We start from the raw sequence: 3,964 nt of genomic DNA, 5'->3' as shown, positions 1-3,964 counted from the left end.
GTGGGTCGTCCTTGCGACCTACGGTAGGTCGGTGAGGCGACCCACAGTAGGTTTTCAGAGCGATCTACCGTAGGTCCTTCTAGCGAGCTTTTTCTAGCCTCGTCTTAAAGGGGTAGGGGAGGCTCTTTGTTGGGTGCTGGGTCTTCCTCGGGCACAGGGCGGGAGGGCCGTGGCGCAATGCTTCGAGCCATAGCCCCTCAGACATTCGGGTGCTACTAGAAGGTGCGCCCGAGAAGAAGTATCGCTATGGCTCGTCTGTCTCTATGAGTGAGGCCCTTCGTTCGGCTGCGTCAGCACTGCGGTGAAGGAGCGTTCGCTTAGAAATAGCTACCTTTGCGCCACATGTGCACTTCTGCTTGTGCAGAGGTGCTCCTTTCACACCTATTATATCGGAAAAATTATGACGATAGCACCTAATAAGTTCGTCTCTGTAGAGTACGAACTCTATGTCGGCGACGAGAACGAACGTGTCCTGATGGAGCAGACGACTCCTGAGCGCCCCCTAGAGTATATCCAGGGAATGGGTATGATGCTCCCTGAGTTTGAGAAGAAGCTCTTCGGCCTAAAGGCTGGGGACAAGTTTGACTTCGTCCTCAAGTGCGAAGAAGCCTACGGTCAGCCCGTAGACGAAGCGATCCAGGAGCTCCCCCGTGAGATCTTCCTCGATGGCGAAGGTAAGCTCGATGCTCTTGTCGTCGAGGGCGCTACCCTGCCTCTGCACACGCCCGATGGGCAGATCGTCCGTGGTAGTGTCGTAGAGATCAAGGAAGAAGTCGTCATCCTGGACTTCAACCACCCTCTGGCAGGCGAAGACCTTCACTTCATCGGCTCTGTCAAGGACGTACACGATGCTACGACTGAGGAGATCGAGCAGTTCTTCGGCGGAAACGAAGGTTGCGGCTGTGGCTGCGAACATGACCATGAGCACGAGCACGAAGGGGGCTGTGGTGGTGGCTGTGGCTGCCACTAGTCGGCTTAATTATCTGGGCACGGATGCCACTAGGTCTAGAGGGCCTAGGGCATCCGTGCCTTTCTTTCTTTAGAGGCAATGAATACCTTCGGACGGCAGCTGCGTCTTACCTCCTTCGGCGAATCCCATGGGCCTGCCCTCGGGGGCGTACTGGATGGCTTGCCCTCGGGGCTAGTGATTGACCACGATTCGATTGAGCTGGCTCTTTCCCGTAGACGGGGAGGGCAGAGTCGTCTGACTACTCCTCGTCGAGAGCCCGACCGCGTGCGCTTCCTCTCGGGGCTCTATGAGGGAAGGACGACGGGCACACCGCTGGCCTTCCTGGTGGAGAACGAAGAAGTGCGGAGCGAAGACTATGCCCGACTGGCAGATGTCTACCGTCCGGGTCATGCCGACTTCACCTACGAGGCGAAGTACGGGCTTCGTGATCCCCGTGGTGGAGGCAGAGCTTCTGCTCGGGAGACGGTGGTGCGTGTCATCGCTGGAGCCATCGCTATGCAGTGGCTCGGGGAGCGAGGGGTGCGTGTCTATGCTTATCTCTCCCGTGTCGGGAGGGTCTCCCTCGTGGACGAAGATTGGACGGCCGTTGAGCTCACCCCGACAGAGGAAGCTCGTCTAGAAGCTCGCTACAGTCAGCTCGTCCCCACGCTCACAGAGGAGACGGCCCACGAGATGGCTCGTGAAGTCGATCGAGCCCGTGAGGCAAAGGACAGTGTAGGAGGCATCATCTCCTGCCGTGTCTACGGGCTTCCCGCAGGGCTAGGAGAACCGCTCTACGACAAGCTCTCCAGTCGTCTTAGCTCGGCGATGCTCGGGATCAATGCTTCCCGTGGCTTCGAGCTGGGCGAAGGGTTTGCGCTCGCTCAGATGCGTGGATCAGAAGCGAACGATCCCTTCCACCTCAATGAAGAGGGGAAGGTAGCACAAGTGACGAACCGAGGTGGAGGCACGCTCGGCGGGATCACGACAGGCGCACCGCTTACCTTCCGTGTAGCCTTCAAGCCCACCTCATCAATAGGTCTCCCTCAGGAGACTGTGCGCCGAGATGGCGAGGCGGTACGCCTCGAGATCACAGGGCGACATGACCCCTGCCTAGCACTACGTGCCGTGCCCGTCGTCGAGGCCATGGCAGCACTTACCCTAATGGATTTTTACCTCCTCCATAGTCTGAGCGCCCAGCGTCAGAGAGGAGAGGACTAGATACGATGGCTAGCTTAGCAGCAAAGGAAAGCATCAGCGGTACCATAGTGACCTATATAGGGGTTGGGATAGGCTTCCTGACCACCTTCTTCATCTTAGCCAAGTTCCTTACCCCCGAAGAGATCGGTCTGACACGCCTCTTGCCCGAGCTGGCTACCCAGCTTGCTGGACTGGGGATGCTGGGGATGACCTATTCGATCAGTCGGTACTTCCCCTTCTTCAAGGACACGGAGGCCAACCCGCACCGAGCAGAGGACGGGCCTAACCACGGCTTCCTGTACTATGTGCTCGTCGTCGGGGCGGTCGGGGCAGCGGTGATGACACTCCTCTACGTCCTCTGCCAAGGCCCACTGATGGCTCTCTATAGTAAGAATAGCCCCCTGCTAGCGGACTTCTACTATGCCGTCATCCCGCTCACGCTCTTCACGATGGGCTGGACGATCTTCGAGCTCTATACCTATCAGCTCCTTCGGGTGGCGGTGCCCAAGGGGATCAAGGAGGTCCTACTGCGTGTCCTCCAGCTGGCCGCCTACCTGCTCTATGCCTTCGGGTATATCGACTTCACGACGATGGTATGGGGCTTCATCGGGAGCTTCGGGGTCTGCATGCTCGCTAGCGGTGTCTACCTCGGGCGGATCACACCGCTCTCCCTTCGCCACAACCCCGAATACGTCTCTCAGTCTATGCGTAGAGGCTTCTACCGCTATACGGCGCTCTACACCCTCACCTCCGTGGGAATTACGCTGGCGGGACGCATGGACCTCTTCATGGTCGCCTTCATTGACCGAGGTGGACTCTCCTCGGCAGGTGTCTATACGATGGCCTTCTATATGGTATCGATCATCGAGATCCCCATGCGTGCGATCCTCAATGTCGCTGCCCCCAAGATCGCCGAGGCGGCGAAGGACGGGGACACGAAGCGGGTGGAAGCCGTCTATCGGCTTGTCGCCTTCTATCAGCTCCTATCGGGGCTACTGATCTTCGCCATGATCTGGGTGAACATCGACAATATCTTCGGGATCATGCCCAACGGGGATCAGTTCTCTGGGGGGAAGTGGGTCTTCTTCTTCCTTGGCCTTGCAAAGCTGGTGGAGCTGACCTTGACCTGCAGTCATACTGTCGTGAGCACTTCTCGCTACTACCACTGGAACATCTACTATACCGTCAGTGTGCTCATCATGTCGTTTGTCTCGACGCTCTTCCTCATCCCCGAGTACGGTACGATGGGGGCAGCGATAGCGATGCTCCTGACGAACATCGTGAGCTACGGCCTCCAGCAACTTCTGCTGAGTGTGAAGATGCACGTGAGCCCCTTCACTCGGCGCATGCTCCTGCTCCTACCCATTGCCTTAGTAGCTTGGGGAGCGGATACGCTTCTTCCCGTCATGCCTTCGGTATGGCTGGATCTCTTTGTTCGCTCTGCCGTCGTGGGGCTGGTACTGCTCCTTGTCCTCCTTGCACTTAGGATCACCCCCGAACTGATGGAGATGCTGGAGGGGAAGCTCCCCGCCCGCTTCCGTCGCTAATCAGCGCTCTCCCCGATGGCTCATCCGACGAAGCTCCCTCACCGAGGGCAAGCACCCCTCAAGGTCCTCCTGCTCTGCACCGCAGACCAAGGTGGCGGGGCGGCAGAGGCTTGCCGTCGCTTGCTGGATGCTCTAGGAGCTATCGGTGTGGAGGCTCGCCTCTTGGTGCTGACCAAGGGGACGGAGGACGCTCGTATTGCTTCGGTAGCCCGCACGCCGCTCCAGCGTCTCTGGGGGCGCTTGGCTTTCCTTGGCGAGCGTCTAGAGA

General features: G+C 58.6%; 3 protein-coding genes and 1 pseudogene. All 4 read left to right on the top strand.

Annotated features, from left to right (window positions below):
* Positions 1 to 400: 400 nt before the first annotated feature.
* Positions 401 to 970 carry an FKBP-type peptidyl-prolyl cis-trans isomerase gene (locus Q0336_RS01940; RefSeq protein ID WP_298524990.1) on the top strand — a complete coding sequence of 190 codons (570 nt, stop codon included), beginning with the start codon at positions 401 to 403 and terminating at the stop codon, positions 968 to 970.
* Between the two features lie 78 nt (positions 971 to 1,048).
* Positions 1,049 to 2,170, top strand: coding sequence for a chorismate synthase (aroC, locus tag Q0336_RS01935; RefSeq protein ID WP_298524987.1), 1,122 nt, complete (start codon positions 1,049 to 1,051; stop codon positions 2,168 to 2,170).
* Between the two features lie 5 nt (positions 2,171 to 2,175).
* Positions 2,176 to 3,696: a lipopolysaccharide biosynthesis protein gene (locus tag Q0336_RS01930; RefSeq protein ID WP_298524984.1), complete on the top strand. Its 1,521-nt coding sequence runs from the start codon at positions 2,176 to 2,178 to the stop codon at positions 3,694 to 3,696.
* Positions 3,697 to 3,711: 15 nt separating this feature from the next.
* Positions 3,712 to 3,964 (top strand): annotated as a pseudogene (locus Q0336_RS01925) (glycosyl transferase family 1); the annotation flags it as partial.

This window comes from uncultured Porphyromonas sp. (genome assembly GCF_938039215.1).
GTDB lineage: Bacteria > Bacteroidota > Bacteroidia > Bacteroidales > Porphyromonadaceae > Porphyromonas.
Note: the sequence above shows the minus strand (reverse complement) of the source record. Positions and strands in the feature narration are given on the sequence as shown.

Bases quoted from the DNA above. Each gene is read 5' to 3' on its own strand.
- Q0336_RS01940 (WP_298524990.1), top strand. From the start codon at position 401: ATGACGATAGCACCTAATAAGTTCGTCTCTGTAGAGTACGAACTCTAT.
- aroC (WP_298524987.1), top strand. From the start codon at position 1,049: ATGAATACCTTCGGACGGCAGCTGCGTCTTACCTCCTTCGGCGAATCC.
- Q0336_RS01930 (WP_298524984.1), top strand. From the start codon at position 2,176: ATGGCTAGCTTAGCAGCAAAGGAAAGCATCAGCGGTACCATAGTGACC.